Genomic DNA, 25,163 nt, shown 5'->3' with positions numbered 1-25,163 from the left:
CCATTCCCGAATCGCTGGCGGTCGGGGCGGTGCAGTGGCGATCATGACGGCATGGCCTCTGACACCACCCCCGTCTCCGTCCCTGCCGCCGCCCCCGTCACCGCTGCCGCCTCCGGCAGTTGGACGCTCGGCGACCGCACCGTCCACCGGATCGGCTTCGGGACGATGCGCCTGCCGCAGACCGGCCGGGCGCTCGTCCCCGACGCCGTGCCGCGCGACCGCGAGCAGGCCGTCCGGGTGCTGCGGCGCGCCGTCGAACTGGGCGTCAACCACCTCGACACCGCCGCCTTCTACTTCTCCCCGCTGCGCTCCGCCAACGAGCTGATCAACCGGGCGCTCGCGCCGTACGCCGACGACCTGGTGATCGCCACCAAGGTCGGCCCGGGCCGTGGGCTCGACGGCGAGTGGGTGGAGCACGCCCGCACCCCGGAGCGGCTGCGCGGCCAGGTCGAGGAGAACCTGCGCCAACTCGGCCGCGACCACCTCGACCTGGTGAACCTTCGGATCAGCGGCACCGACTCGGTCGCCGAACGCTTCGGCGCCCTCGCCGAGTTGCGGCAGACCGGGCTGATCCGCCACCTCGGCCTCTCCAACATCCACCCGCACCAGCTCGCCGAGGCACAGGCCGTCGCTCCCGTCGTGTGCGTGCAGAACCCGTACGGCATCGGCGCCTCGCCCGAACAGGACGCCGTGCTGCGGCTCTGCGGCGAGCAGGGCATCGCCTTCGTCCCGTTCTACGCGATCGCCGGAGCCGGGCGGGAGTCCGGCACGGGCGCCGCCGAACCGGCCCAGGTCCGAGCGGTGGCGCAGGCGCGCGGGGTCGGCCCGGCCCAGGTCCGCCTCGCCTGGACGCTCCACCAGGGCCCGCACGTCCTGGCCATCCCCGGCACCGGCGACCTGGCGCACCTGGAGGACAACATCGCCGCCGGGGCGCTGCGCCTCTCCCCGGAGGAGCTGGCGCTGCTCCAGGAGGCGCACGCGGGCTGAGCCGGAACCGGGCGGGGCCGCGGCGGCGTCGCTCCGGGACGAGCTCAGGATCACCGGCGAGCACGAGAGCACGCACGCCGACACGAACGAAGGAGTCCCGGAGCATGGCCGAGTCCGCCACCCGCTACCTCTACCTGACCCGCCACGGCGAGGCCGCGCCGGACGGCAGCGGGCTCACGGCCGACGGACACCGACAGGCCGTCCTGCTCGGACGGCGGCTGGCGGATCGTCCCATCGCCGCAGTGCACCACGGGCCGCTGCCCCGGGCCGCGCAGAGCGCCCGGCTGATCGCCGAGCAGTTGGGCGGCGGGCGGCCGGCCGGCGCGGTCCCGGCGGCCTGCGAGGAGGCCGGCGACTACGTGCCGTACGTCCCGGAGCGGCCCGAACTGCCCGCCGACAGCGCCGACTACCTGCTGGGCTTCCTCGCGCAGTCCACGGCGGAGGAGCGCGCCCGCGGCCCGGAGCTGGCGCGCCGGGCCGTCCAGCGGTTCACCGGTCCGGTGGCGGGCGGCGAGGACCGGCACGAACTGGTCGTCACCCACGCGTTCCTGATCGGCTGGTTGGTCCGGCACGCCCTCGGCTCCCCTGCCTGGCGCTGGCTCGGCCTCAACTCCTGCAACGCGGCGCTGACCGTCATCCGCTACACGCCCGGCCGCCCCTCCTACGTGCTGCTCCACAACGACATGCGCCACCTGCCCGACGAGCTGTGCTGGACGGGCTTCCCGCCCGAGGCCCGCTGCTGAGGCCCGGCGTCGACGACCAGCGCCGAGGCCCGTCGACAGGAATATGCAGACCGGTCTATTGTTTTCCGCATGGGAGTCAAGGGTGAGGAAACCCGGGCCCGGCTGATCGCCGGCACCCGGACGCTGATCGAGGCACAGGGCTACTTCGGGACCGGCCTCAACCAGATCGTGGCCGCGACGGGCGCACCGCGCGGCTCGCTCTACTTCCACTTCCCCGAGGGCAAGGACCAACTGGTCGCCGCCTCCCTCGTCCAGGCCGGGCAGGAGGTCGAGGACCTGCTCGCCGCACTGGCCACCGAGGGCGCCGACAGTGGAGCGCTCACCGAGCGGCTCACCGAGGTCTTCGCCGAGCGACTGGCAGGCTCCGACTACACCAAGGGCTGCCCGATCGCGACCGTCGCCCTGGAGGTCGCCGGCACCAACGAGCCGCTGCGCGCCGTCTGCGCGGAGGTGTACGAGAGCTGGCAGCGCGTGCTGGCCGACCGGCTGGAGGCCGAGGGCTTCCAGCCGGCCGAGGCCGCGACGGCGGCCGGGCAGGCGCTGGCACTGCTGGAGGGCGCGGTCCTGCTCGCCTCGGTCCGGCGCAGCCGCGAGCCGCTGGACCACGCGCTGCACGCCGTCCGCCACCTGCTCGGCGCCAAGCCGGCCACCCGCACCGCGTAGGGCTTCACGGGGCGGAGCCGCCGCCGACCTGCGCGCGGCTCCGCCCCTTCCGATTCCTTGTGCCCGAATCTCCCGCGCCCGAGGTTTCCTCACGCCCGACGTCCTCGCCCACCGGCTGATGGACGTGAACTGACCCCCGCACCGCGCGAGCGCGGCCCGGACGCCGGGAGACGCCAGGAGAGTGATCTACCCGAAGGCCAGGCTCGTCCAGCGGACGCCGGACCGGCCGTGCAGGTCGCCGCGTTCGGTGCGGTGGAGCAGTCGCAGGCCCCGGGCGGCGGCGAGCGCGACGGTCTCCTCGGGCGGGACGTCGAACATCCGGCGGCCCGGCGGGACGGGCCCGTGGCGCAGGGTCAGGGCGAGGCGCCCGCCCGGGGCGAGCAGCCGGCCGAGGGCGGTCATCGCCAACGGCCGCTCGGCGGGGGCGAGATGCATCCATACGGCGGTCAGCAGGACGAGGTCGAAGCGTTCGGCGCCGGCGCTCAGCTGCGGCAGCTCGGGCAGCTCGTCGGCGACCCAGCGCACGCCGGAGCCCGCGTGCAACCGCTCGGCGACGGAACGGAGTTCGGCGGTCGGCTCGACGGCCACCACCGGATGGCCGAGGGCGGCGAGGGCGGCCGCGTCCCGCCCGGTGCCGGCGCCCACGTCGAGGACGGCGGCGGGCGGGGGCGGGTAGCTCTGCAGCAGGTCCGCGTGGACCTCGGCGAAGGTCACGCTCTCGTACTGGACGGCGAGTTCCTCCGCCGCCTCGCCGTAACCGGCGGTGCTCGAAAGCCCGTTCAAGCCTTCCGTCCTATCCGACTCGCCCACCCCGATCAGGCCTTCCGGTCCCGGACGACCACCGCGTCACCAGCCGCCGCCGCGTCGGCGAAGAAGTCCCGCAGCTCCCGCAGGTCGGCGACCACCCGGGACGCCCAGGTCTCGGACCACGGCGTCGGGTACCCGAGGCGCGCGACCGTCCGGGCCAGCACGGTGTCCTGCTGGCGCACGAGTTCGCCGAGCGCCGAGTCGCGCAGGAAGGTGAAGGCGGCCGCGACCTGCGCGGGGCTCAGCACCAGCGGATCGGTCTGCGCGGCGTCGGGCTCGCGGCGCTCGCCGCCGTACACGGGCAGGCGGGCGGCCGGGTCGGGGTGCAGGCCGTTCTCGGTGAGGGCGAGCTCCATCAGCCGGGCGGTGCTCCGCACGCCGAGGAGGAGCCCGGCAGAGGCCAGCTGGTCGTAGCGGACGTCCTGCCGGTCGGGGACGAGCTCGCCGAGTTCCGTCGGCGAGCAGGTGTCGACCTGCTGGCCGGGCAGGCGGCGCCAGAAATGATCCACGCTCACCCGGACAGCGTAACGAAAGCGCGGCTCACGCCTCGCCGGGGTGCCAGAGGGGCCACTCCCAGGGGCGATCCGCCCAGTGGACGCGGACCGGATCCCGCGGGTCGAGGTCCGGGAAGAGCTGGTGGATCCGGGGTTCGAACTCCTCGGGGGCGAGCGGCTCCCAGCCGTGGCCCTCGAAGTGGACCAGGCGGTAGCGGCTGTCGGTCCGGAAGTCCGCCACCTCGACCAGGTGCTTGGACGTGCTGTTCGTCTCCATGCCCCCAGCATGTGGCGCGGCGGCAATCGGCGCCCCTCTAGACCCCTCTTCCGGGTCATGTCCCGGCGTCGGCGCGCTCGTTGAGCACGGGAAAGGCACGGCGGGGGATTCGGCGGGGGTTCGGCGCTGGAAGGACGACAAGATGACTGGGCAGCCCACCGGAGGACAGTGGCAGTGGCCGCAGGACGCGTGGCAGCCACCCCCGGTACCCACCGCGTTCGCGCCGGCCCCCGTTCGGCCGCCCGCACCGGCGTCGCGGCGGTCGCGGAAGGTGTGGGCCGCCGCGACCGTCGGGACCGTCGCCGTTCTCGCCGCCGTCCTGGCGATGTGCGGGCCGGGGTCGGGAGACGAGTTGGACGTGGTGGCCCTGCCGAACGCCTCCCCCTCCGCGTCCGACCCGGCGGCGCCGGACCCGCCCGCGTTCTCCCCGCTCCCCACCAGGCCCGCGCCGTCCCCGCTCCCGCCGCCCACGCCGCAGGGCGCCGGGCCGGCCCGGGCCACGGCCACGGCGGCGGCCGCGCCGGACGAGGACGAGCCGGCCGACGCCCAGCACGCGGCGACCGCGCACCCGAAGCCCGGCCGCACCGCGCACCCCTCCCCGTCGGCCCACGGCACCACCCCCGCGGGTGCCACCCCGGCGGCTCCGGCTCCCGGCGCTGCGCTGCCCACCCTCGGCCCGGGCGGCATCTGCGACCGGGCCGAACGCGTCGGCCGCTGGCCCGCGGGCTCGGAGCAGGCCCGCCTCTGCCACAGCATCTACGGCTGAGAAAACGCCTGCGGCGGCCGCCGCACCCGCACCCGCACGACGAGGGCGCCCCGCCGGACCGATCCGGCGGGGCGCCCCAGGCGGCGGAGCGGCGCTACCCGGCCGCCTCCAGGATTCCCTTGTCCAGGCGCGGCGCCAGGACGCGGGCCAGGGTGTCGGTGATGTGGCCGGTGTCGCGGTACAGCACCACGCCCTCCAGCACCGCCGGGCAGTCCGGTCCGCTGCCGGGGCACAGCAGCGGGCCCAGGTCGAGGGTGCGGACGCCGTAGCGGGCGGCGAGGCCGCCGTCGAGCATCGGGTCCGGCTCGAAGGCGGTGTCGCGCGGGAAGAAGCAGGCGTCCGAGCGGCCGTCGGAGGCGGCGAGGCAGGTCGGGATGTCCTTGCCGGGCATCGGGGTGTCGCCGAGGTAGGCCAGCGGGGCGCCGACGGCGGCGAGCCGGTCCAGGGTGCGGGTCCAGCCCTGGGTGCGTTCCTCCTGGCTGCCGTAGCGGTTGAGGCCGGCCATCAGGACGAGGCGCGGCCGGGGCCCGGAGGTGAGCCGGGTGAGGGTGTTCTCGCGCCAGCGGTCGCACTCCTCGAAGGTGCGGCCGAGGACGTTGTTGCGCACGGTGAGGGTGGCGAGCGGGCAACCGGGCTTGACCAGGACCTCCAGGGCCCAGTGCCGCTGCTCGGCCATCGCGAGTGCGGAGGATATCCACTGGCCGGCGTGCGAGTCGCCGAGCAGCACGATCCGGTCGGGGCTGTCCTCGGCGCCGAACAGGCAGCGCGGGCTGCTGTCGGCGTTCAGCGGGATCTCGCAGCCCTTGCCGGGCGGGAAGTCCTCCCGGGCGCGGGCCAGCGAGGGGGTCAGACCGAGCACCCGCGCGCCGGGGGCGAGCAGGCTGGGGCCGGTCGGGGCCCCGGCCGGGGCGGCGGAGGGGGTGTCGGCGGTGCCGCCGAGAGCGCGGACCGTGCCGCCGCCGAGGGTGAGGGCGGCGATCAGCGGGATGACAAGGGCGCTGGCGCCGACCGCGAGGCCCCGGCGCGGCGCCGGGCTGCTGCCGTACCGCAGCGGCTGTTCGACGAGCCGCATGGTGAGCCAGGCGGGCAGCGCGCTGGCTGCGGCGAGGGCGGCCAGGGCGGTCCAGGGCAGGGCGCCGTAGCGGGCCTGGGCGATGGTCAGCACCGGCCAGTGCCAGAGGTACCAGGCGTACGACAGGCGACCGGCGGCGCGCAGCGGCCGGTTGTCGAGGAGGCGTCCGGCGTCGGTGGCGCCGAGCGCGCGGTGGGCGGGGCCGGCGAGCAGGACGGCGGCGGCGCCGAGGACGGGCACCAGCGCGGCGGTGCCGGGGAAGGGGGTGTTCCGGTCGTAGAGCAGGATCGACGCGAGGACGGCGGCGGCGCCGGCCCAGCCGAGCAGTCGCAGCGACCAGGCCGTACCGCGCCGCTGCGTGCGGCCGGCCAGCGCGCCGCCCAGCAGTGCCGCGCAGGCGCCGGCCGCGAACTCCCAGAGCCGGCTGCCGGTGGAGAAGTAGGCGAGCGGCGCCGAGGTCGCCGTCCACCGGACGCACAGCAGCAGCGAGACCGCGCCGATGGCCGTCATGGCCAGGGTGATCGCGACGGTGCGGCGGCGGCCGTGCAGGAAGCGGGCGAGGCCGAGCAGCAGAACGCCCCACAGCAGGTAGAACTGGTTCTCCACGCCGAGCGACCAGAAGTGCTGGAGCGGGCTCGGGGCGTGTTCGGCGGCCAGGTAGTCGGTCTGCTGGCCGACGAAGCGCCAGTTGACGACCTGTCCGGCGGAGGCGATCAGGTCGCGGGCGAGGTCGGTGCCGCGCAGCGGGTCGAGCAGCGCGCCGCCGGCGACGGCAGTGGCGACCAGGACGGTGGCGGCGGCGGGCAGGATGCGGCGGGCGCGGCGGGCGGCGAAGTCCCACAGGCCGATCGGGCGGCCGAGCAGCAGTCCGGTGATGAGGAAGCCGGAGATCACGAAGAAGACGTCGACGCCGACGTAGCCGCCGGCGAAGCCGGGAACGGCGGCGTGGTAGGCGAGGACGGAGAGGACGGCGACGCCGCGCAGTCCCTCGATGTCGGGGCGGAAGCCGGTGCGCCGCTGGGCCTGCGGCGGTGCGACGGCTTCTGCGGAGGGGCGCCGCTCGGGCGCGGCCTGCCGGTCCATTCGGACGACGCCGGGCAGCAGTTCGGCCGAGGCGGTGGCGGCAGGGGAGGAAGGGGACGACGACGGTGGTGGTACGGCCGTTGACACGGCGGTGCTCCTCGCAGGGGCAGGCAGCGGGTGGTCGGGACCGCCGGGCCGATGGGGCGGCCGGGCGGCGCATCCGCGCCGGTGGGGCGACGCACTGGGAAACGCGGTGGATCCGAACGAAGTTGATGGGTCGTCAGACATCGACTTTGACGTCAGGAGTTGATGGAGCGGCATCGGTGGAGCGGCATCGATGGAGCGAAACTGATTGAGCGTCAGAAGATCAGCGGATCGGCCCAGCCGGAGGCCAGCAGCCCGCAGAGCAGCAGCACGGCGGTGACGGCGACGGCCTCCGCGTGGCCGAATCCCAGGTCGGACCGGCGCCGCACGGGCGCGGCGACCTCTCCGACGGCGGCCCCGTTGCCACCGCGCAGGAGCGGCCACAGGGACCGGATCAGCGGGATCATGGTGTACGCGGTGAGCGCGAGCAGCGCGGTGAGCGCCCAGAAGGGCTGCCAGCCGTACAGCACGGCCGCGCGCACGAGTCCGGCGATGCCCGCGAGAACGACGAACCCCAGCCAGCCGACGCCGATCCGGGCGACCGCCTTGGCCAGTGAACTGCCGCCCGACACGGCACCGGTGGGCACCCAGTCGGCACTGCGGCGGCGCAGCGCGTGCGCGATGGCGACCACGTGGCAGAGCCCGCCGAGGAGTTGGACCCGGGTGACCTCGAAGCGCCAGCGGGTGCGGGACATCGCGGGCAGCAGGACGAGCGAGACCCAGATCGGCGGCAGGAACGGCAGGACCTGCCACGGCTGGATCTCACCGGGGGCGAAGAACAGCATGATCAGGGCGGGCAGCGGGACGGCGAAGACGTTCACCGCGCTGGTGACGTAGCCGAGGATGCCGTTCCAGAAGCAGAGCCGGGCGGAGCGAGGGAGCGGTCCGCGGCGGAAGTCCGGGTCGCGGACGAGTGCCAGGGAGCCGAGGCACCAACGGTACTGCTGGCTGATGAAGGCGGGCAGGCCGGTGGGCGACATGCCCTTGGCGACCAGGGCGGGCACGTACCGGGTGGTCCACCCGGCGCGGGCGAGCGAGAGGCCGGTGTAGAGGTCCTCGCTGTGGTCGATCTCGGCGAAGCCGCCGACGCGCATGAGTGCGGCGCGCCGGTAGAGGGCGTTGGTGCCGCAGCAGACGGTGCCGTCCTGTGCGTCCCGGGAGGGCTGGATCCAGCGGTAGAAGATCTCCTGGGTGGCTCCCGCGGCGCGTTCGAGCCAGGACATGTCGGCGTCCGTGTCGAAGCACTGCGGGCTCTGCACGATGCCGACCTCGGGGTTGTCGAGGTAGGGCACCAGGTGGTGCAGGAAGTCGGGGCGGGGGCAGAAGTCGGCGTCCAGGACGGCGACGATCTCGCCGTTGCCCTCGGCCAGGCCGTGGTTGAGGTTACCGGCCTTCTTGAACCGGCCGCGGTCGGGGCGGGCCCGGTACTGGAAGCCGTAGGACTCGGCGAGTTCGCGCACCTCGGGGCGGGCGGCGTCGTCGAGGACGATGACGGTCAGCGCCCCGGCCCACTGGACGGCGACGGTGTGGCGGTAGGCGTTCTCCAGGACGGCCAGCGGCTCGCCGGCGGTCGGCAGCAGCAGGTCGACGCTCGGGTGGCGGGCGGGCTGCCAGGCGCGCATCAGCAGGTCGTGCGAGTCGCGGGTGTAGCGGCGGGCCCGCTGGCCGTCGGTGAGCGAGAGCAGCCAGGTGGCCGCGTTGAGCACGGTGAGCACCAGGAAGGGCCAGAGCAGCGGCCGGCTGAGGGCAAACAGGCCGAGGGTGGCGGTGGCTCCCGCGTAGGAGAGGGTGGCGCAGAGCAGCACCCAGCGGCGCTGCGGGCCGAAGTACCAGTAGAGCTCCTCGTCGTCGGGCGGGCTGGGCAGGCGGAGGTCGGGGTCCGCGGGCATCCGGCGTGGGCCGGCGTCGGGCGCGGGCATGGCGGTGCCATGGAGTACGGGCATGCGGAAGTGGCCCCCCTGGGCATGGGACGGAACGTGACCGTTCGCCCTCAGCCTCTCACATTGGCCTAGACCAATCATGAACGAGGTATGACATCTCCGCATCGCCCCTGGTCAGTGACTTGACATGCCATCACGTACCGACGGACCGTCAAGCGATCATGGATTCGCCCCCGAGCACGGCCGGCCCGCGCCCCGCCGGTCAGGCCTCCCCCAGCGACCCCTTCAGCCCCTTCGTCAGCTTCTCGAACCGCAGGTCAGGACGGAGCGGGACGCCGAAACGCTCGTCGCCGTAAGGGAACGGGGTGAAGACCCCGGTCCGGCGGAAGCCGCGCCGCTCGTACCACGCGATCAGGTCGGCGCGCTGCTCGATCACGGTCATCTCCAACTCGCCCACGCCCCACTCCTCGCCGGCCAGCCGCTCGGCCTCGGCGAGCACGGCCCGGCCGAGGCCGCCGCCCTGGAGCCCGGGGCGCACCGAGAACATGCCGAAGTACGCACGGTCCCCGCGGTGCTCCAGCTGGCAGCAGGCGACCAGCCGGCCGTCCCGCTCGGCGACCAGCAGCACCCCGTCGGAGCGGCCGATGACCTCGGCGACGCCGTCGGCGTCGGTGCGCTGGCCCTCCAGCAGGTCCGCCTCGGTGGTCCAGCCGGCCCGGCTGGCGTCACCGCGGTAGGCGGACTCGACCAGCTCGACCAGCGCCGGTACGTCGGCGAGGGTGGCGGGGCGGAAGGCGGGCTGCCCGGTGGGCCGGGCGTGGCTGGGGATGGTCTCGGACATGGCGGGTCCTCATTCTGCGTGCGGTGGAACCGCCCGCCGCTCGTGCCTGCGGCGTGGCGCGGGCCGTCCCTGGTGACCGGCCTGCGGGCATCGTGCCACAGCCCGCGAACCGGCCCCGCGACCCGGGACCTGCGGTGACAGCCCCCACAGGCCCGGCCTGCGGGGGGCGCGGGCCCGGCCGCCGTCCACCCCGGACACGGCTCCGCCGCCGCGGCCTGCGCTCCGCGTCCCGCCCAGGAGGCCCAGGAGGCCCAGGTCTCGGCCGGCGGGGCGGGAACATCGCCGGTCGACGCGCCATCGGCCCTCCTCGGAGCACATGGCAGCCGAGTCGTCACCCTGCCCGCCGCCGGCCGAGGACGTCCGGAAGGTCGGGGACCGGCCGGCCGGCCCGGCGGATCAGATCCGGGCGCCGAGCATCCGCAGCACCAACTCGCCGTAGCGGCGGCCGAGTTCGTCCGGCGTCTCGGTGGAGCGGTCGGTGAACCAGCGGGAGACGTCGATGCCCAGCGAGGTGACCGCACGGGCCGCCGTCCGGACTTCGGACACCTGGAAGGCGCCGGCCGTCACGCCCGCCTCGATCAGCGCGCTGACCTCGCGCTCGATGTCCAGCCGCAGCGCCGCGACCACCGCGTAGGCGTCCTCGGGCAGCGCGTGCAGCTCGTAGTTGACCACCCGGCCGACCGTACGGGCCCGGGCGTGCCAGGCGGTGAACTCCTCGACCAGCCGGCGCATCCGGTCCACCGGTCCGCCCTCGCCGGACGCCGCCGCCCGGACCAGCTCCAGCGTGGCCGCGTGCCCGGCCTGGCTGATCTCGGCCAGCAGCGCGGCCTTGGACTGGTAGTGGATGTACAGCGCCGCCGGGCTCATCCCGGCGGCGGTGGCGATGTCCCGGGTGGTGGTGGCGTGGAAACCGCGCTCCGCGAAGGATTCGACGGCCGCCTGGAGCAGCCGGTACGCCGCCTCGGGGCGGGAGTCGGCGCCGCCGGGCAGGGTGCGCCAGAGGTCGGCGATGGGCGTGCTGGTCATGGCGCCATCCTCCCAGAGAACTCGCACACACATTCCCGCCGGCCGGTCGACGGACTGTTGACAGGCTCCCGCACCGACACCATGCTGAGCAAGCGCTTAGTCAGCCGGTGGACCGGCACACCCGCCGACCGGGCACACCCGCCGAACCGGCGCCTCCGCCCACCCGGCACCCCCGTCGAACGTTCCGTGCGAAAGGCAGGACCCTCCGTGGCGTACTCCTTCAAGGGCCGGGTGGCCGTCGTCACCGGATCGAGCCGGGGCATCGGCCTCGGCATCGCACGCGAGCTGGTCGCCCGCGGCGCCAAGGTCTGCCTGACCGCCCGCACCCCCGAGCCGCTCGCCGAGGCCGTCCACGACCTGGGCGGGCCGGAGAACGCCATCGCCGTCGCCGGCAAGACCGACGACCCGGCCCACCAGGAAGAGGCCGTCGCCCGCACCCTGGAGGCCTTCGGCCGGCTCGACCACCTGGTCAACAACACCGGCATCAACCCCCTCTACGGCCCGGTCCTCGACACCGGCGAGGCCGCCGCCGCCAAGATCCTCGCCGTCAACGTGCTGGCCCCGCTGGCCTGGACCCGCCGCGCGCACGCCGCCTGGATGGGCGAGCACGGCGGCTCGGTGGTCAACGTGGCCTCCGTCGCGGGCATCCGCTCCTCGCTCGGGATCGGCATGTACGGGGTCAGCAAGGCCGCGCTGATCCGGCTCACCACCGAACTCGCCGCCGAGCTGGGCGGCCAGGGCATCCGGGTCAACGCCGTCGCCCCCGCCGTGGTCAAGACCAGGTTCGCCGAGGCCCTGTACGAGGGCCGGGAGGAGCAGGTTGCCGCCGCCTACCCGCTCGGCCGGCTCGGCGTGCCCGAGGACGTCGCGGGCGCGGTCGCCTTCCTGCTCTCCGCGGACGCCGCCTGGATCACCGGCCAGACCCTGGTCGTCGACGGCGGCGTCACCCTCGGCGGCGGCGGCCTGTGAGCGGCGCGGCGGACACGGACGCACCGGCGACAGCGACAGCGAACCAGGAGGCCCCGACGACGGACTTCGCCGGCCAGGGCGTGGTGGTGACCGGCGGCGGGCGCGGCATCGGCGCCGCCCTGGCCCGGGCCTTCGCCGCGGCCGGCGCCCGGGTCGTGGTCAACGACCTCGACGCCGACGCCGCCCGCGCCGTCGCCGGGGACTGCGGCGGCACCGCCGCCCCCGGGGACGCCGCCTCCCCCGAGGGGCTGGCCGCCCTGGTCGGGCAGGCCCGGGCCGCGCTCGGCGAGATCGACGTGTGGTGCGCCAACGCGGGCGTCGCCCCGGTCGGCGGGGCCGACGCGCCCGCCGCGGCCTGGGCGAGCGCCTGGGAGGTCAACGTCCTCGCCCACGTCCGGGCCGCCGACCTGCTGCTCCCCCGCTGGCTGGAGCGCGGCGGCGGCCGCTTCCTCGCCACGGTCTCCGCCGCCGGGCTGCTCACCATGTTGGGCTCGGCCCCGTACGCGGTCACGAAGCACGGCGCGCTCGCCTTCGCCGAGTGGCTCTCCGCGACGTACCGCCACCGCGGCGTCCGGGTGCACGCGCTCTGCCCGCAGGGCGTGCGCACCGACATGCTCGCCTCGACCGGCGCGGTCGGCGAGGCACTGCTCGCACCCACCGCGCTGGCTCCGGAGGACGTCGCCGAAGCGGCGCTGGCCGGGCTGCGCGAGGGCCGCTTCCTGATCCTGCCGCACCCCGAGGTCGCCGAGTACTACCGGGTCCGGGCCACCGAACCGGACCGCTGGATCAACGGGATGAACCGGCTCCAGCAGGGGCTGGAGAGGAGCGAGGCGCTGTGAGGGCCTGGCAGGTGGAGCGGCTCGGCGAGCCGGGCGAGGTGATGCGGCTGGCCGAGGAGGTGCCGCGGCCGGTGGCCGGGCCGGGGCAGCTGCTGGTTCGGGTGCGGGCCGCGGCGGTCAACTTCCCGGACGCGCTGATGGTGCGCGGCCAGTACCAGGTCCGCCCACCGCTGCCGTTCACGCCCGGCGTGGAGCTGTGCGGCGAGGTGGCGGACGGCGCGCGGCGGAGCGAGCGGCTGATCGGCAACCCGGTGCTGCCGCACGGCGCCTTCGCCGAGTACGCGCTGCTGGACGCGGCCGCCGCCTTCCCCGCGCCCGGGGCGCTGGACGACGCCGAGGCGGCCGCGCTGCACATCGGCTACCAGACCGCGTGGTTCGCCCTGCACCGCCGGGCCCGGCTGGCGGCCGGCGAGACGCTGCTGGTGCACGCGGCGGCGGGCGGCGTGGGCAGCGCGGCGGTCCAACTGGGCCGGGCCGCCGGGGCCCGGGTGGTCGCCGTGGTCGGCGGCCCCGGCAAGGCGCGGGCGGCCCGGGCGCTCGGCGCCGACCTGGTGGTGGACCGGACGGCCGGGGACTTCGTCGCCGCCGTCAAGGAGTTCACCGGCGGGCGCGGCGCGGACGTGGTCTTCGACCCGGTCGGCGGGGACGCCTACACCGGCTCCACCAAGTGCGTCGCCTTCGAGGGCCGGATCGTGGTGGTCGGCTTCGCCTCCGGCCGGATCCCGGCGCCGGCGCTCAATCACGCGCTGGTGAAGAACTACGCCGTCCTCGGCCTGCACTGGGGCCTCTACCACACCCATGACCCGCAGGCCGTCCGCGCCGCCCACGACGAACTGACCCGGCTCGCCGACCGGGGCGCGGTCCGCCCGCTGGTGAGCGCCCGGGTGCCGCTCGCCGGGGCCGCCGACGCCGTCCAGCTCGTCGCCGACGGCCGCAGCACCGGCCGGATCGCCGTCCTCGGGGACTGACGGCAGGCTCCACGGGAGCGCGGTGCGATGGTCGGCGGATGTTGCCCTACCGCGCGTACTCCATCTCCGGGAAGCGCGCCGACGGCCCGTCCAGCAGGTGGTCGTCGTGCCCGCGCAGCCAGCGGTCGAGGAAGGACGCGACGTAGGAGCGGGTGGCGAGCACCGCCCGGTCGGGGCGGATGTCGCCGACGTCCTCGCTCAGCCGCTCCGGGGGGATCGCGCCCTGCCGGGCGAGCTGGGGCAGCAGGGACTGCGCGTCGGTGTAGGAGCCGTGCCGGGAGCCGTTCAGCGTGACGTCGGCGTGCCAGCCGGTGCTATGCTGCCAGAGGGCGTCCCAGCCGGGCTGGTGGTGGTAGTCCCCGGAGTCCTCGTTGCGGGTGCCCATCAGCAGGAACGGACGGTCCAGGCCGTCCTGGGCGACGCTGGGCAGGTACACCCCGGTGTGGCCGTCCGGCCCGGGGAAGTGCAGTTGGCCGTCCAGGTTGACGCCGGCCGCGATGCGCGGGTCGTCGTGCATGGTCTGGAGGGCGGTGAAGCCGCCCGCCGAGTGGCCGACCATGCCGATCCGGTCGAGGTCCAGCGAGGCGGCGAGACCGGCCGGCAGCCGCGGGTCCAGGCGCAGGCCGCCGAGTTCGTCCAGGACGAAGCGGGTGTCGTCGACCCTGGTCCGCATCGATTTGCGCAGCACCGCGCCGATGTCCAGGCCGGGCTGTCCGACCAGCGCGGGGAACACGGAGGTGGCCAGCTCCCCGTCGGGGAAGGCGACTTCGGAGGCCTCGTAGGTGTGGTCCAGCGTGACCACGACGTAGCCGCGCGAGGCCAGGTCCTCGACCAGCCCGGTGCCCCAGGTGCGCGGGTCGCCGAGGCCGGCCGAGTACAGCACCACCGGGCGCGGGCCGCCGGGCAGGGCGGGGGCGTCCGGCCGGGCGTGGGTGCGGATGCCCGCCCAGTCGGTACGGCCGGGCGTGGCGCCGTAGTTCGCCTGGCCGATGCTGCCCTCGGTGCCGAAGTGCTCGCCGGCGGCGGGCGCCATGTACCGGGCGCGGTCGGCGCCGGTGGCCGGGCGGGCGGTCGGGTACCAGAGGCTGATCATCAGCTCGCGGCGCTGCCCGGGCTTCCAGGGGTCCTGCCGCCCGGTGTCGGTCAGGTGCAGCGTGGTGGTGCCGATCGGGTACGGCCCGGTGGGCTCCGGCAGCCAGGCCCGGGCCTGCCGCTCGCCGCCGCCGTCCGCGCCCGGCGCCGGTGCTGCCGCCACCGCCCCGGGTGCGCCGACCGCTCCGAGCACCGCCGTCGCCGCCAGTAGTACCGCCGCCGCGGCCCGTCCCCGCCCGCCCATGATGTCTCTCCTCGTCCCCGTTGACCTGCCGGCCTGCCGGCCCGTTGGCCTGCTGACCTGCCGGCCTGCCGGCCCGTTGGCCTGCTGACCTGCCGGCCTGCTGATCAGGACAGTACGGGCGGGGGCGGGCCGCGGCCGTCATACCCAGGGGCCAACCTGCCCCTGAGTACTCCGGTATGACACCCCTACGGGTGCCGCCGCAGCTCCCGCCGGGCCAGCGAGCGCTTGTGCACCTCGTCCGGGCCGTCGGCCAGCCGCAGGGTGCGGTTGCCGGCCCAGAGCTGGGCGAGCGGGGTGTCCTGGCTGACGCCCGCCGCGCCGTGTGCCTGGACGGCCTTGTCGAGGATCCACTCGACGGTGCGCGGGGTGGCGATCTTGATCGCCTGGATCTCGGTGTGCGCGCCCCGGTTGCCGACGGTGTCCATCAGCCAGGCGGTCTTGAGCACCAGCAGCCGCAACTGCTCGATCCTGACCCGGGATTCGGCGATCCAGTCCTGCACCACGCCCTGCTCGGCGAGCGGCCGGCCGAAGGCGACCCGCCCGTTCACCCGGCGGCACATCAGCTCCAGGGCGCGCTCGGCGATGCCGATCGCGCGCATGCAGTGGTGGATCCGGCCGGGTCCGAGCCGGGCCTGCGCGATGGCGAAGCCCGCGCCCTCCTCCCCGATCAGGTTCCCGACCGGGACGCGGACGTCCTCGAACAGCACCTCGGCGTGGCCGCCGTGGTCCGCGTCGTCGTAGCCGAAGACCGTCATGCCGCGCCTGACGGTGACGCCGGGGGTGTCGCGCGGGACGAGCACCATGCTCTGCTGGCGGTGCGGTTCGGCCCCCGGGTCGGTCTTGCCCATCACGATGAGGATCCGGCACTGCGGGTTCATCGCCCCGGTGATGTACCACTTGCGGCCGTTGACGACGTACTCGTCACCGTCGCGCTCGATCCGGGTGGCGATGTTGGTGGCGTCCGAGGAGGCGACCTCGGGCTCGGTCATCGCGAAGGCGGAGCGGATCCCGGCGTCCAGCAGCGGGCGCAGCCAGCGCTCGCGCTGCTCGGCGGTGCCGAACTGGGCGAGCAGTTCCATGTTGCCGGTGTCGGGGGCCGCGCAGTTGAGCGCGGGCGGGGCCAGGTGCGGGCTGCGGCCGGTGATCTCGGCGAGCGGGGCGTACTGGAGGTTGGTCAGGCCCGCACCGTGCTCACCGGGGATGAACAGGTTCCACAGGCCCTGCTTGCGCGCCTCGGCCTGGAGTTCGGCGACCACGGGCGGGATGCTCCAGGCCTCGCGGGCCGGGTCGGCGAGCTGCTGCGCGAGGGCCGCCTCCGCCGGATACACGTGCTCGTCCATGAAGGCCAGCAGCTGCGCGCGGAGTTCGTTGGTGCGGGCGTCGTAGGCGAAGTCCATCGGTCAGTGCTCCTTGAGGGTGCTCAGGCCGTGCCGGGCGAGGATCGGGGCCATCTCGCCGGCCCGCTCGAAGCCCGCGCCGAGGGTGCGGCCCTGCTGGTAGCGGTAGTGGATGCCCTCGGCGACGACGGCGAGCTTGAAGGAGGCGAAGGCCACGTACCAGCCCAGGTCCCCGGCCTGTCGACCTGTCGACTCGGCGTAGTACGCGGCGAGTTCGTCGGGTTTCGGGAAGCCGGGGGCGGTCGCGGCGGAGGGGATGATGCCGCCGCCGACCCCGGCGACCTCGGTGTACATCACCAGCAGGCCGACGTCGGTGAGCGGGTCGCCGAGGGTGGACATCTCCCAGTCCAGCACGGCGGTGATCGCGTCGCCCTCGCCGTCGCTGTCGCCCTCGCCGTCGCTGTCGCTGTCGCCGACCAGCACGTTGTCCAGCCGGTAGTCGCCGTGCACCAGGGCGGGCGCCGGGGAGACGGGCCGCCGCGCGGCGAGCAGGGCGTGCAGCCGCTCCACCTCGGGCAGGTCGCGGTTGCGGGAGCCGGCCAGTTGGGTGGACCAGCGGCGCAGCTGGCGCTCCAGATAGCCGTCGGGCCGGCCGAAGTCCGCGAGGCCGACGGCCGACGGATCGATCCGGTGCAGGGCGGCGAGGGTGTCGACCAGCCGCAGCCCGAGGGCGCGCACCCGCTGCTCGCCGAGGGCGGCGAGCGGGGCGACGTCCCGGTGGGAGATGCCGGGAACGAACTCCATCAGATACCAGGGCGCACCGAGCACGTCCGCACCGGGGTCGAGGAGGAGGGTACGAGGGACGGGCACTTCGGTGTCGCGCAGGGCGGTCATGACGCGGTACTCGCGGCCCATGTCGTGGGCGGTGGCGAGGACGTGCCCGAGCGGAGGGCGACGGAGGACCCAGCGGCCGGTGCCGTCGGTGAGGACGTACGTGAGGTTGGAGCGGCCCCCCTCGATGAGGTCGGCCCGCAGCGGGCCCTGGACGAGCCCGGGCAGCTCGCGGTCCAGGTGGGCGCGGAGGAGGGCGAGGTCCAGCCCGGGCGGGTCGGCGGGGCTCTCGGGCATCGGGCGGCTCCTCGGGGTGCGGCATCATTGACTAAGCGCTTGCTTAGCATTCAGCGGGACGTCGCCTACTGTCAATGCCCACCCGCACGCGACGAGCCCCCGGACCGCGCGGTCCGGGGGCTCGTCGGTGAGGTCCTGGATCAAATGTCGCCGAACTCGCCGGCGGCAGGTCCTCCCGCACCACATGTCGGATCCCCGGCCGAGCGGTGGCGTTCAGTCGACGGGTGCGGCGGTTCCGGTGCGGTAGAACTCTGCTGCCATCACGGTGGCGGGGACGCCGAGTTCGGCGGCGACGGCCATGATCGCGGTGGTGCCGACGGCGAGGTCGGCTTGGCCGTCGGTGGTGAAGTACGGTGCGATGAACGTCTCGTAGTGGGCTCGGGCCTCTTCTGCGGTGTGTCGGCCCAGGAACGCCTGGATGTAGCGCACCGTGGTGTCGGGTTCGTCGTGGATCACTTGCAGGGCGCGGCGGTGGGCCCGTACGACGGCCTGGACCGCGGGGTCGTCCGGGTGGAGGTGGGTGGGGTCGACGGCCACGCCCACGGTGGGGATCTGGAAGTGGTCGCCCATCCAGGCCAGCACCTGCCAGCCGTACTCGGCGGCGATCGCCTCCGGTGCCATGGTGCTGCCGACCACGGCGGCGTCGATCCTGCCGTCGCGCAGCCGGCGCAGGTCCATGCCGTAGTCGCCGGGTGGGCGGACGACGGCGTGGAGGTCGCGGTCCGGGTCGAGGCCGGCCCGGCGCAGCACGATCCGGGTGAAGCATCCGGGTGCGGTGTGGGGGGCGTGCACCGCCAGCCGTCGGCCGGCCAGGTCGGCCAGGGAGGCCGGGCCGGGGCGGGAGGTCAGGCCGGGGCGGGCGAGGAACCAGAACAGCGGGCGGTGGGTGTTGACGTTGAGCGCGACCCAGGGGGTGGCGCCGGTCAGCCGGGACAGCAGGGCCCGGCCGAGCCCGATGGTGGCGACGCGGCGCAGCCGCTCCTCGCTCCAGGAGCAGCCGTCGTGCAGCGCGACGTGGACGCCCTCGTCGGCGTAGTAGCCCTGCTGGTCGGCGACGTAGGCGGTCAGTTCCTCGTGCAAACCCCGCCCGACGTAGGCGAGATCGATCGTGTGCATGAACGTTCTCCCTTGGTCGTGTCGCCACCGGGGCCCCGCGCGTGCCCGCCGCCTCGCCGCCCGGGTCCCGGGTCCCGGGTCCCGGGACCCGCGACGCGGGGCGGCGGGGCATCAGTCCATGGACATCCCGCCGTTCACCGCGGCCGTGGTGCCGGTCATGAAGGCGCTGTCCTCGCCGGTGTAGAAGGCGACCGCCCGGGCGACGTCGTCCGGGCGTGCCAGGCGGCCCAGGGGGGTGGCCGCCACCTGCCGCTGCCGGTGCTCCTCGTCGAACGCGTGGGCCGCCATGCGGGTGTCGTCCACCGGGCCGGGCTCGACGACGTTGACCGTGATGCCCAGCGGGCCCAGTTCCTGGGCGAGGTACCGGGCGAACTGCGTCAGTGCGGCCTTGGCCGTGCCCAGCGCGATCATGCCCTCCCGGGGGCGGCGGCTGAGGCCGGTACCGAGATAGACGATGCGCCCCCAGCGCTGTTCGGTCATGGCGGGCAGGACGGCTCTGGTGACCGTGAAGGCCGCCCGCAACTCGTCGTCGAGCTTGGCGCCCAGTTCTTCCCACGTGATGTCCTGGAACGGTTTGATCACGTACGGGGTGAGCGCGTTGTGCACGAGCACGTCGACGCCGCCCCACGCCGCCCGGACCTGCTCGACCAGGTGCTCGACCGCCGCCGGCTCACGCACGTCGGCCTGTACGGCCATGGCCTGACCGCCTGCGGCCTCGATGCCGGCCACGACCTCCTCGGCCGCCGCGGCGCTGTGCAGGTAGTTGACCACCACGCGCATGCCCCGTGCGGCCAGCAGGCGGGCCGTGACCGCACCGATTCCGCTGCTGGCCCCTGTCACCAGGGCGACCCTGCCTGCCGACCCGGTCACAGGACGGTGAAGTACGGCGTCGTCGTGGTGGATCTCGTGCTCGACGTCCTGGTCACCCATCGCGTCTCCTAGCCCCCGTCGCGCTCCCTCCGATCACCGTGGTGCCTGGTGTCGGACAAGGCCCATTCCGGTGTCCCGTCCCCTGCTGACCACCGTAACCCCGGCGGCGACGGCGGGCGCGGGCGCGCGAAGCCGTCCGAGGACTCCGCACACGTCCGGCCGGGCGCGGCGACGAACCGGGCTCCCCCGTCGCCTCGCCGTGCCGGTGCACCCGTGCGGTCGCGGCACCGGCTGTCGTCCCGTGGCGCGGCGCCCCGCGCCGCACCCGCCCCGCGCGCCCGACAGAATGGCGCCATGAGGATGATCCACACCCTGGCCGGCGCGCTGCTGCTCCTGCTCATCGTCGGCAGCATCCTGCGCACGCTGGTCGTCCCGCGCGGGCTGTACTCGGCGCTGGTCAGCCGGCTCTGGCGGGTGCTGCGAACCGTGCTCCGGCTCTACGCGACGCCGTTCCGCAGCTACTACGCGCAGGACCGGGCGCTGACCTGGCTGGCGCCGCTGATCCTGCTCGGCATGCTCGGGGTGTGGCTCAGCGGCATGCTGCTCGCCTACACCCTGTTGCTGCACGGCACGTCCGAGCTCAGCTGGTCGGTGGCCATCCGGGAGGCCGGATCCAGCCTCTTCACCCTCGGCTACGCCAGCGGCGAGCGCCTGCAACTCTCGGCCATCGACTTCATGGCCGCCGCCAGCGGGCCGCTGGTGATCGCCCTCCAAATCGCCTACCTGCCCACCCTCTACGCCGCCTACCAGCGGCGGGAGACCGAGGTGACCCTCCTCCAGTCCCGGGCCGGCGAGCCCGCCTGGGGCCCGGAACTGCTGGCCCGGCAGTCCCTCGTCGACACCGAGACCGCCCTCCCCCAGCTCTACCGGGACTGGGAGCGGCTCGCCGCCGACATCGGCGAGAGCCACTCCAACTACCCGGTGCTGCTGTCCTTCCGCTCCCCGCAGCCCAACCGCAGCTGGGTGGTCGGCCTGATCGCGGTGCTCGACGCGGCCGCCCTCCATCTGGCGCTCTGCCCGCGCTCGGCCCCGCCCGAGGCCCGCCTGGTGCTGCGCGCGGGCTTCACCGCGCTGCGCGACATCGGCCGCTCCGTACGGATCGACTTCGACCCGGACCCTGACCCGGACGTCCCGATCCGCCTGACCTACACCGAGTACATCGGCGCCGTCGCCATGATCACGTCCGCCGGATTCCCCCGCGAGCGCCCGGTCGACGAGGCCTGGCAGCACTTCCACGGCTGGCGCGTCAACTACGAGGCGCTGGCCTACGAACTCGCCCGCCGCGGCGACGCTGTCCCCGCCCTGTGGACCGGCCCGCGCGACTTCCACGCCCCCGTCATCCCCCCGGCCCGCCCCACCGACCGCCGCCCGGGCCCGACCGGCACCACCCTGCCGCCGGTCTGACCTGCGCCGGCGGGCGTCAGACCGCCACCGGTGCGCCCGTGGCCAGGGAGTGGTCGGCGCCGGCGAGGATTTCGACCACGCGCAGGCCGAAGTCGGCGTCGCAGGGGTGTGGTTGGCCGGTGGCGGCCGAGGCTTGGAGGGCGTCCAGGGCGCGGTGCAGGGCGGCGGCCGGGCCCTCGCCGCGCTCGGGCAGGTGGGCGATGCCGTGCTCGCCGCGCAGTTCCAGGCCGGCGCCGCCGGCGCCGACCGGCGCGGTCAGGCTCAGTGCCAGCGTGCTGGAGGCGCCGTCGGCGTGCCGCAGCACCAGGTGGACGGTGTCCAGTGGGCCGGCCACCGCCGTGACCTGCGTCGCGTCGCCGAGCACCGGCAGCAGCACCGACAGCGCGTGCGGGCCGACGTCCCACAGCGCGCCCTTCTCCTTGCGCCACGGCGAGGCCGCGTACGGGCTGGTGCTGCCGGGGGCGAACACCGAGCCGAGCCAGTCCGAGCGGCCGGTGAACCAGCCGCCCAGGCCCGCCTGCTGCTCGATCCACGGGATCTGCTCCCCGCCGAAGCGGACGGTGAAGAAGACCACGGAGGCGACCTCGTGGGCCCGGACGGCCTCGGCCACGGCCCGCGCGTCCGGCACGGTCAGCGCGACCGGCTTGTCCAGCAGCAGGTGGCAGCCGGCCTCGGCGGCCCGTACCGCGAGGCCCGCCTGCACGGTCGGCGGCAGCGCGATCGAGACCGCGTCCACCTCGGCGAGCAGCTGGTCGAGGTCCGCGTAACCGGGGACGCCGTACGCCCCGCCGAGGGCCGTGGCCGCCTCCGGCCGGCGGGCCCAGACGCCGGTGAACTCCAGCCCGGGGTGCTCGGCGAGGACGGGTGCGTGCACCCGCTCCGCCCAGGGGCCGGCGCCCAGCAGTCCGATCCGCACGATGTCTCCGTTCCTCCGTGGTACTGGAAAAATTCAGCTCTGCACGCGGGCCAGCGTGAAGCCGTCGTAGCCCTTGCTGCCGACCGTCTGCACCGACGTCGCGGTGACCCCCGGCTCGGCGGCGATCAGGTCGTGCAGGGCCCGGGTGCCGACCACCGACGGGTCGGTGCTGTCCGCGTCGGCGATGGCGCCGCCGCGCACCACGTTGTCGACGATGATCAGCGAGCCCGGCCTGGTCAGCTGGAGCGCCCGCCGGAAGTACTCGGGGTTGCTGGGCTTGTCCGCGTCGATGAAGACCAGGTCGAAGGGCTCCACGCCCTGCTCGACCAGCGCGGCCAGCGAGTCGGCGGCCCGGCCGAGCCGCACCTCGGCGACCTTCTCCAGCCCTGCGCGCGCGATGTTCCCCTGGGCGACCTCGGCGTGCTTCGGGTCGATCTCCAGGGTGAGCAGGGCGCCGTCCGCGGGCAGCGCCCGGGCGAGCCAAATCGCGCTGTACCCGCCGAGCGTGCCGACCTCCAGGATCCGCCGCGCGCCCTGGGTCAGCGCCAGCAGGTGCAGCAGCTTGCCCTGGTTGGGGGCGACGGCGATCTTCGGCAGCCCGGCCGCGTCCGCGGCGGCGGCCGCGGCCTCCAGCGCCGGGTCGTGCCCCACCAGCTGCTCGGAGAAGTACGCGTCCACGGCATCCCACGTCGACTGGGTCATCGGGCCCTCCAGTTGTGCATGATCGGCAGGTACCCGCCGATGCTACTCCGGGGGCCCGACAGCCCCGCCGTGCTCAGTGCAGACGCCTCGTCATTCCGCTTGCTCCGCTTGCTTGCTCCGCTTACTCCGCGACGGGCGCCTTGGCGGCGGTCGCCGCGGCGGCCGCCTCCTCCGCCTCGATCCTGGCGTGGGTCTTGGCGGCGCGGCGCTTCATGAACCAGGCCGAGGCGCCGCCGATCAGCACCGCCGCGGCCAGGCCCGCCCAGGAGAAGCGGGACAGCCAGGGCTCGATGCTCTTGCCGACCTTGTAGACCAGCAGCGTCGTGCCGCCGGCCCAGACGATGCCGCCGAGCACGTTGGCGATCAGGAACTTCCAGTACGGCATCTTCAGCGCGCCGGCGAGCGGCCCGGCGAAGATGCGCAGCAGGGCGATGAAGCGGCCGAAGAAGACCGCCCACATCCCCCACTTCTGGAAGGAGCGCTCGGCGGTGGCCAGGTGGGACGGCCCGAAGTGCTTGGGGAACTTGCGTCCGAGCTTCTCGAACAGCGGCTTGCCGCCCTTGCGGCCGATCGAGTAGCCGATCGAGTCGCCGATGATCGCCCCGAGGATGGCGACCACCGCGATCCACTCCGGGCTCACCACGCCCTTGACCGCCATCAGGGTGGCCGTGACCAGCGCGATCTCGCCGGGCAGTGGGATGCCCAGCGACTCCAGTCCGATGATCAGGCCGACCAGGGCGTACACCGCTGTCGGTGGGACGCTCTCGATCCAGGCGTCGATGTGCAAGGCCAGTACCTCCGTGGCAGGTCGGAACCGGCGCGGCCCTCAGCGGTGCCGCACGCCGGTTCCGGCAGTTGTCCGATGGCGGCAACGCGGCCGCTTCCCCATAAGGGCAGCCTAACGTGCCGGGCGGCCTGTCCCCCCGGCCGATCACCCGTGGTTACGACGTGCGGTGGTGCCCCATGGTTCCCGCTCGACCAGCCGTTCTTCAAGATCCGGCAAAGCGAAGTGCGACCACGGACGGCCGCGCGTTCACCCGGCGCACGAGCGGCAGCAGGGCGCGGAGCAGGCCCCGCCCGCCCTCCGGGTACACCTCGCGCACGTCGGTCACCGCCGGGTGCGCGGTGGCCAGCTTGCCGCGCTCGTCCGCGTCCATGCCGAACGGCATCGGCGGCGCCTGGTAGTGCCGGGTCCGCAGCTTGCCCTGGACGGTCCGGGCGCTGAACCAGCGCGGCACCGCGTCCAGCACCATCGACCCGCCGGGGAAGCGCTCGGCGCAGGCCGCGATCAGTGCCCGCGCCTCCTCCGGCCGCAGGTACATCAGCAGGCCCTCGGCGCAGATCATCACTCCGCGTGCCGGATCCACCTCGTCCATCCAGCCCGGGTCGGTGACCGGGCAGGCGAGGATCCGGCGCCGCTCGTCCGGCGGCAGCAGCCGCTCCCGCAGCGCGGCCGTCTCCGGCAGGTCCACCGCCAGCCAGTCCGCCCGGCCGTTGTCGACCCGCCACGCCTGGGTCTCCAGGCCGTCCCCGAGGCCGACCACGGTGCCGCGCGGGCAGCGGTTCAGGAAGTCCGCCACCTCACGGTCGAAGCAGGCCGCCCGCAGCGCCTGCAGCTGGCTGACCAGCGCGCCCTCCCCGAAGCGCTCCGCGAACGGGAAGTCGATCCGGTCGACCAGTTCGACCGCCTTCGGGTCCTCCAGCACCGTGTCCGGCCGACGCGCCTCCACCGCGCGGTGCCACAGCGTCCACAACGCCGTCTCCGGCACCTGCGCCAACTCCGGCCGCTCCCCGCCGCTCATCGCTCACTCCTTCGGATGTGCTCCGCGCTGGACCTGCTCCGCGCCGGACGTGTTCCGCGCTCGGCGTGTTCCACGCTCGACGTGCTCCACGCTCCGGCCTGAACCCGCCGATTCTGACACCCCGGACGCGGGGACGCCCGGGCCGCCGCGCCGCTCAGCCGATGCTGAACGCGCCGTCCGGCGGGGGCGGGGAGTCGGTGGCGTCGGCGTCCGTGACCGGGGCGGTGCGGCCGACCAGGGCGGCCAGGTCGGCGCCGTCGGTGAGGCGGGCCGGGAAGATGTCGCCGGCCAGCAGCCGGGTGAGCTCGGCGGCCGGGAGCGGGGCCGTCGAACCGGCGAGCAGGATGTTGCCGTACCGGCGGCCGCGCAGCACCGGGGCCTCGGCGACCAGGAAGGTGTACGGGAACACCGCGCCGACCGTCGCGGCCTGGGCCCGGGCGAAGGCCAGCGGCGGGCCGTCGGCCAGGTTGGCGGCGTAGCAGCCGCCGGGGCGCAGGACGGCGGCGGCCAGCCGCAGGAACTCCACCGAGGTGAGGTGGGCGGGGGTGCGCGAGCCGTGGAAGACGTCCGCGATGACCAGGTCCCGGCTGCCGGGCGAGGTGCCGGCGAGGGCGGCGCGGGCGTCGCCGACGGTCGCGGTGATGTCCGCGCCGGGCCCCTGCCAGGGCAGGTGCTCGGCGACCAGGTCGAGCAGCGGCCCGTCCACCTCGACCACCCGCTGGCGCGAGCCGGGGCGGGTGGCGGCGAGGTAGCGGGGCAGGGTGAGCGCGCCGCCGCCGAGGTGCAGCACGTCCAGCGGCTGCCCGGCGGGGGCGAGGGCGTCGGCGAGGTGGCCGAGCCGCCGGGTGTACTCGAACTCCAGGTGGGTCGGGTCGGCGAGGTCGACGTAGGACTGCGGGGTGCCGTCCAGGGTGAGCAGCCAGCCGCCGTCCCGGTCGAGGTCCGGCATGAGCTTGGCGAAGCCGAGGTCGGTGTGGCGCCCGACCGGCACCG

Annotated in this window: 25 protein-coding genes; 8 read left to right on the top strand and 17 right to left on the bottom strand. The window is 74.8% G+C overall.

Annotated elements, in window-relative coordinates; genetic code table 11:
• Positions 1–51 precede the first annotated feature (51 nt).
• From ABT015_RS17115 to ABT015_RS17105, 3 genes are all read left to right on the top strand, one after another.
• The gene (locus ABT015_RS17115) at positions 52–987 is read left to right on the top strand and encodes an aldo/keto reductase (RefSeq protein ID WP_350879845.1); all 936 of its coding nucleotides are present in this window, start codon (positions 52–54) and stop codon (positions 985–987) included.
• 104 nt (positions 988–1,091) lie between these two features.
• Entirely contained in the window at positions 1,092–1,730 is a 639-nt protein-coding gene (locus ABT015_RS17110) for a histidine phosphatase family protein (protein ID WP_350879844.1), read from the top strand.
• A gap of 69 nt (positions 1,731–1,799) precedes the next feature.
• The gene (locus ABT015_RS17105; RefSeq protein WP_350879843.1) at positions 1,800–2,393 is read left to right on the top strand and encodes a TetR/AcrR family transcriptional regulator; all 594 of its coding nucleotides are present in this window, start codon (positions 1,800–1,802) and stop codon (positions 2,391–2,393) included.
• Positions 2,394–2,579: 186 nt separating this feature from the next.
• Here the strand turns inward: ABT015_RS17105 and ABT015_RS17100 are convergent, their stop codons facing one another.
• From ABT015_RS17100 to ABT015_RS17090, 3 genes are read right to left on the bottom strand one after another with little or no spacing between them, the layout of a single operon-like run.
• Positions 2,580–3,176, bottom strand: a complete 597-nt coding sequence (locus ABT015_RS17100) for a class I SAM-dependent methyltransferase (protein WP_350879842.1) — start codon at positions 3,174–3,176, stop codon at positions 2,580–2,582.
• Between the two features lie 32 nt (positions 3,177–3,208).
• On the bottom strand, positions 3,209–3,715 hold the full coding sequence (locus tag ABT015_RS17095) for a hypothetical protein (protein ID WP_350879841.1): 507 nt from the start codon (positions 3,713–3,715) through the stop codon (positions 3,209–3,211).
• A gap of 25 nt (positions 3,716–3,740) precedes the next feature.
• Positions 3,741–3,971 (bottom strand): hypothetical protein, encoded by a 231-nt coding sequence (locus tag ABT015_RS17090; RefSeq protein ID WP_063350865.1) that lies wholly within the window; start codon positions 3,969–3,971, stop codon positions 3,741–3,743.
• 142 nt (positions 3,972–4,113) lie between these two features.
• Here ABT015_RS17090 and ABT015_RS17085 point away from each other — a divergent pair, with 142 nt between their 5' ends.
• Entirely contained in the window at positions 4,114–4,737 is a 624-nt protein-coding gene (locus ABT015_RS17085; RefSeq protein ID WP_350879840.1) for a hypothetical protein, read from the top strand.
• 94 nt (positions 4,738–4,831) lie between these two features.
• Here the strand turns inward: ABT015_RS17085 and ABT015_RS17080 are convergent, their stop codons facing one another.
• From ABT015_RS17080 to ABT015_RS17065, 4 genes are all read right to left on the bottom strand, one after another.
• Complete coding sequence (locus ABT015_RS17080; protein ID WP_350879839.1) at positions 4,832–6,979, bottom strand: acyltransferase family protein; 2,148 nt, start codon at positions 6,977–6,979, stop codon at positions 4,832–4,834.
• A 212-nt stretch (positions 6,980–7,191) separates the two neighbouring features.
• Positions 7,192–8,919, bottom strand: a complete 1,728-nt coding sequence (locus ABT015_RS17075; RefSeq protein ID WP_350879838.1) for a glycosyltransferase family 2 protein — start codon at positions 8,917–8,919, stop codon at positions 7,192–7,194.
• 199 nt (positions 8,920–9,118) lie between these two features.
• Complete coding sequence (locus ABT015_RS17070; protein WP_350879837.1) at positions 9,119–9,697, bottom strand: GNAT family N-acetyltransferase; 579 nt, start codon at positions 9,695–9,697, stop codon at positions 9,119–9,121.
• A gap of 396 nt (positions 9,698–10,093) precedes the next feature.
• Positions 10,094–10,723 (bottom strand): TetR/AcrR family transcriptional regulator, encoded by a 630-nt coding sequence (locus ABT015_RS17065; protein ID WP_350879836.1) that lies wholly within the window; start codon positions 10,721–10,723, stop codon positions 10,094–10,096.
• A 207-nt stretch (positions 10,724–10,930) separates the two neighbouring features.
• On the opposite strand from ABT015_RS17065, the gene ABT015_RS17060 reads away from it, so the two are divergent.
• From ABT015_RS17060 to ABT015_RS17050, 3 genes are all read left to right on the top strand, one after another.
• Positions 10,931–11,692, top strand: coding sequence for an SDR family oxidoreductase (locus tag ABT015_RS17060; protein ID WP_350879835.1), 762 nt, complete (start codon positions 10,931–10,933; stop codon positions 11,690–11,692).
• Between the two features lie 80 nt (positions 11,693–11,772).
• Positions 11,773–12,531 carry an SDR family oxidoreductase gene (locus ABT015_RS17055; RefSeq protein WP_350879866.1) on the top strand — a complete coding sequence of 253 codons (759 nt, stop codon included), beginning with the start codon at positions 11,773–11,775 and terminating at the stop codon, positions 12,529–12,531.
• Positions 12,528–13,499 carry an NADPH:quinone oxidoreductase family protein gene (locus ABT015_RS17050; RefSeq protein ID WP_350879834.1) on the top strand — a complete coding sequence of 324 codons (972 nt, stop codon included), beginning with the start codon at positions 12,528–12,530 and terminating at the stop codon, positions 13,497–13,499. The genes ABT015_RS17055 and ABT015_RS17050 overlap by 4 nt, the downstream gene beginning before the upstream one ends.
• Positions 13,500–13,545: 46 nt before the next feature.
• Here the strand turns inward: ABT015_RS17050 and ABT015_RS17045 are convergent, their stop codons facing one another.
• The 5 genes from ABT015_RS17045 to ABT015_RS17025 form a co-directional block, all read right to left on the bottom strand.
• A complete protein-coding gene (locus ABT015_RS17045; protein ID WP_350879833.1) occupies positions 13,546–14,835 on the bottom strand; it encodes an alpha/beta hydrolase family protein in 1,290 nt (429 codons plus the stop codon).
• Between the two features lie 185 nt (positions 14,836–15,020).
• Positions 15,021–16,232, bottom strand: a complete 1,212-nt coding sequence (locus tag ABT015_RS17040; RefSeq protein ID WP_350879832.1) for an acyl-CoA dehydrogenase family protein — start codon at positions 16,230–16,232, stop codon at positions 15,021–15,023.
• A gap of 3 nt (positions 16,233–16,235) precedes the next feature.
• Positions 16,236–17,300 (bottom strand): phosphotransferase family protein, encoded by a 1,065-nt coding sequence (locus ABT015_RS17035; RefSeq protein ID WP_350879831.1) that lies wholly within the window; start codon positions 17,298–17,300, stop codon positions 16,236–16,238.
• Positions 17,301–17,513: 213 nt separating this feature from the next.
• Entirely contained in the window at positions 17,514–18,416 is a 903-nt protein-coding gene (locus ABT015_RS17030; RefSeq protein ID WP_350879830.1) for an ABC transporter substrate-binding protein, read from the bottom strand.
• A 111-nt stretch (positions 18,417–18,527) separates the two neighbouring features.
• Positions 18,528–19,346, bottom strand: coding sequence for an SDR family NAD(P)-dependent oxidoreductase (locus ABT015_RS17025; protein WP_350879829.1), 819 nt, complete (start codon positions 19,344–19,346; stop codon positions 18,528–18,530).
• 294 nt (positions 19,347–19,640) lie between these two features.
• Between ABT015_RS17025 and ABT015_RS17020 the strand changes: the two genes are divergently transcribed.
• Entirely contained in the window at positions 19,641–20,750 is a 1,110-nt protein-coding gene (locus ABT015_RS17020) for a hypothetical protein (RefSeq protein WP_350879828.1), read from the top strand.
• A 16-nt stretch (positions 20,751–20,766) separates the two neighbouring features.
• Here the strand turns inward: ABT015_RS17020 and ABT015_RS17015 are convergent, their stop codons facing one another.
• The 5 genes from ABT015_RS17015 to ABT015_RS16995 all read right to left on the bottom strand — a co-directional run bounded on the left by ABT015_RS17015 (position 20,767) and on the right by ABT015_RS16995 (position 25,119).
• The gene (locus ABT015_RS17015; RefSeq protein WP_350879827.1) at positions 20,767–21,666 is read right to left on the bottom strand and encodes a Gfo/Idh/MocA family protein; all 900 of its coding nucleotides are present in this window, start codon (positions 21,664–21,666) and stop codon (positions 20,767–20,769) included.
• 33 nt (positions 21,667–21,699) lie between these two features.
• Positions 21,700–22,368 (bottom strand): O-methyltransferase, encoded by a 669-nt coding sequence (locus ABT015_RS17010; protein WP_350879826.1) that lies wholly within the window; start codon positions 22,366–22,368, stop codon positions 21,700–21,702.
• 121 nt (positions 22,369–22,489) lie between these two features.
• Positions 22,490–23,155, bottom strand: a complete 666-nt coding sequence (locus tag ABT015_RS17005) for a DedA family protein (protein WP_350879825.1) — start codon at positions 23,153–23,155, stop codon at positions 22,490–22,492.
• Between the two features lie 202 nt (positions 23,156–23,357).
• Entirely contained in the window at positions 23,358–24,170 is an 813-nt protein-coding gene (locus tag ABT015_RS17000) for a class I SAM-dependent methyltransferase (RefSeq protein ID WP_350879824.1), read from the bottom strand.
• 154 nt (positions 24,171–24,324) lie between these two features.
• The gene (locus tag ABT015_RS16995; protein WP_350879865.1) at positions 24,325–25,119 is read right to left on the bottom strand and encodes a spermidine synthase; all 795 of its coding nucleotides are present in this window, start codon (positions 25,117–25,119) and stop codon (positions 24,325–24,327) included.
• Positions 25,120–25,163 lie beyond the last annotated feature (44 nt).

Origin of the sequence: Kitasatospora sp. NPDC094016, assembly GCF_040304045.1 — a bacterium.
GTDB lineage: Bacteria > Actinomycetota > Actinomycetes > Streptomycetales > Streptomycetaceae > Kitasatospora.
This window is presented reverse-complemented; position numbering and strand designations above follow the sequence as displayed.

What these genes read in the sequence shown, in the direction of transcription:
- ABT015_RS17000 (WP_350879824.1), bottom strand. Translation starts at nt 24,170, where the DNA reads ATGAGCGGCGGGGAGCGGCCGGAGTTGGCGCAGGTGCCGGAGACGGCG.
- ABT015_RS17030 (WP_350879830.1), bottom strand. Translation starts at nt 18,416, where the DNA reads ATGCACACGATCGATCTCGCCTACGTCGGGCGGGGTTTGCACGAGGAA.
- ABT015_RS16995 (WP_350879865.1), bottom strand. Translation starts at nt 25,119, where the DNA reads ATGCCGGACCTCGACCGGGACGGCGGCTGGCTGCTCACCCTGGACGGC.
- ABT015_RS17035 (WP_350879831.1), bottom strand. Translation starts at nt 17,300, where the DNA reads ATGCCCGAGAGCCCCGCCGACCCGCCCGGGCTGGACCTCGCCCTCCTC.
- ABT015_RS17045 (WP_350879833.1), bottom strand. Translation starts at nt 14,835, where the DNA reads ATGGGCGGGCGGGGACGGGCCGCGGCGGCGGTACTACTGGCGGCGACG.
- ABT015_RS17105 (WP_350879843.1), top strand. Translation starts at nt 1,800, where the DNA reads ATGGGAGTCAAGGGTGAGGAAACCCGGGCCCGGCTGATCGCCGGCACC.
- ABT015_RS17010 (WP_350879826.1), bottom strand. Translation starts at nt 22,368, where the DNA reads ATGACCCAGTCGACGTGGGATGCCGTGGACGCGTACTTCTCCGAGCAG.
- ABT015_RS17065 (WP_350879836.1), bottom strand. Translation starts at nt 10,723, where the DNA reads ATGACCAGCACGCCCATCGCCGACCTCTGGCGCACCCTGCCCGGCGGC.
- ABT015_RS17090 (WP_063350865.1), bottom strand. Translation starts at nt 3,971, where the DNA reads ATGGAGACGAACAGCACGTCCAAGCACCTGGTCGAGGTGGCGGACTTC.
- ABT015_RS17075 (WP_350879838.1), bottom strand. Translation starts at nt 8,919, where the DNA reads ATGCCCGTACTCCATGGCACCGCCATGCCCGCGCCCGACGCCGGCCCA.
- ABT015_RS17110 (WP_350879844.1), top strand. Translation starts at nt 1,092, where the DNA reads ATGGCCGAGTCCGCCACCCGCTACCTCTACCTGACCCGCCACGGCGAG.
- ABT015_RS17025 (WP_350879829.1), bottom strand. Translation starts at nt 19,346, where the DNA reads ATGGGTGACCAGGACGTCGAGCACGAGATCCACCACGACGACGCCGTA.
- ABT015_RS17020 (WP_350879828.1), top strand. Translation starts at nt 19,641, where the DNA reads ATGAGGATGATCCACACCCTGGCCGGCGCGCTGCTGCTCCTGCTCATC.
- ABT015_RS17115 (WP_350879845.1), top strand. Translation starts at nt 52, where the DNA reads ATGGCCTCTGACACCACCCCCGTCTCCGTCCCTGCCGCCGCCCCCGTC.
- ABT015_RS17085 (WP_350879840.1), top strand. Translation starts at nt 4,114, where the DNA reads ATGACTGGGCAGCCCACCGGAGGACAGTGGCAGTGGCCGCAGGACGCG.
- ABT015_RS17040 (WP_350879832.1), bottom strand. Translation starts at nt 16,232, where the DNA reads ATGGACTTCGCCTACGACGCCCGCACCAACGAACTCCGCGCGCAGCTG.
- ABT015_RS17070 (WP_350879837.1), bottom strand. Translation starts at nt 9,697, where the DNA reads ATGTCCGAGACCATCCCCAGCCACGCCCGGCCCACCGGGCAGCCCGCC.